The sequence below is a fragment of the Paracoccus sp. Z118 genome (assembly GCF_019061185.1).
In the GTDB taxonomy this organism is placed as follows: Bacteria; Pseudomonadota; Alphaproteobacteria; order Rhodobacterales; family Rhodobacteraceae; genus Paracoccus.
The window spans coordinates 1-330 of the sequence record NZ_JAHQZU010000154.1; the positions used below are offsets into that span (position 1 = coordinate 1).

The window sequence follows — 330 nt, forward strand, 5'->3', positions numbered from 1 at the left end:
ATGGCCTTGGGCTTGGCCTCGTCGAAGAACTCCGTGTCCACCATGCCCGGCGCGATAACCGTGCACCGCCCGCCCCACTCGCGCATCTCCTCGGCGAGGTTGCCTGCGTAACCGTGAACGAACCATTTCGAGGCGCCATAGACCGATCCCTTGATATGGATGCGGCCCGCCGCCGATCCGGTCATCAGCAGGTGGCCTTGCCGTTCCTTCAGGTGAGGCAGGGCGGCCTTTGCGCTGAAGAGCAGGCCCATGATGTTGATCCCGATCATCGCCCGCCATTCGTCCGCGTCGCCGCCCTCGGTGCCTGGCGCGTCGAGGCCGCGTCCGGCA

At 66.4% G+C, this 330-nt stretch carries 1 protein-coding gene; it reads right to left on the minus strand.

What is annotated here, in order from left to right:
• On the minus strand, positions 1-330 hold a 330-nt coding region (locus KTN05_RS18845), incomplete at both ends, for an SDR family oxidoreductase (protein ID WP_217330713.1).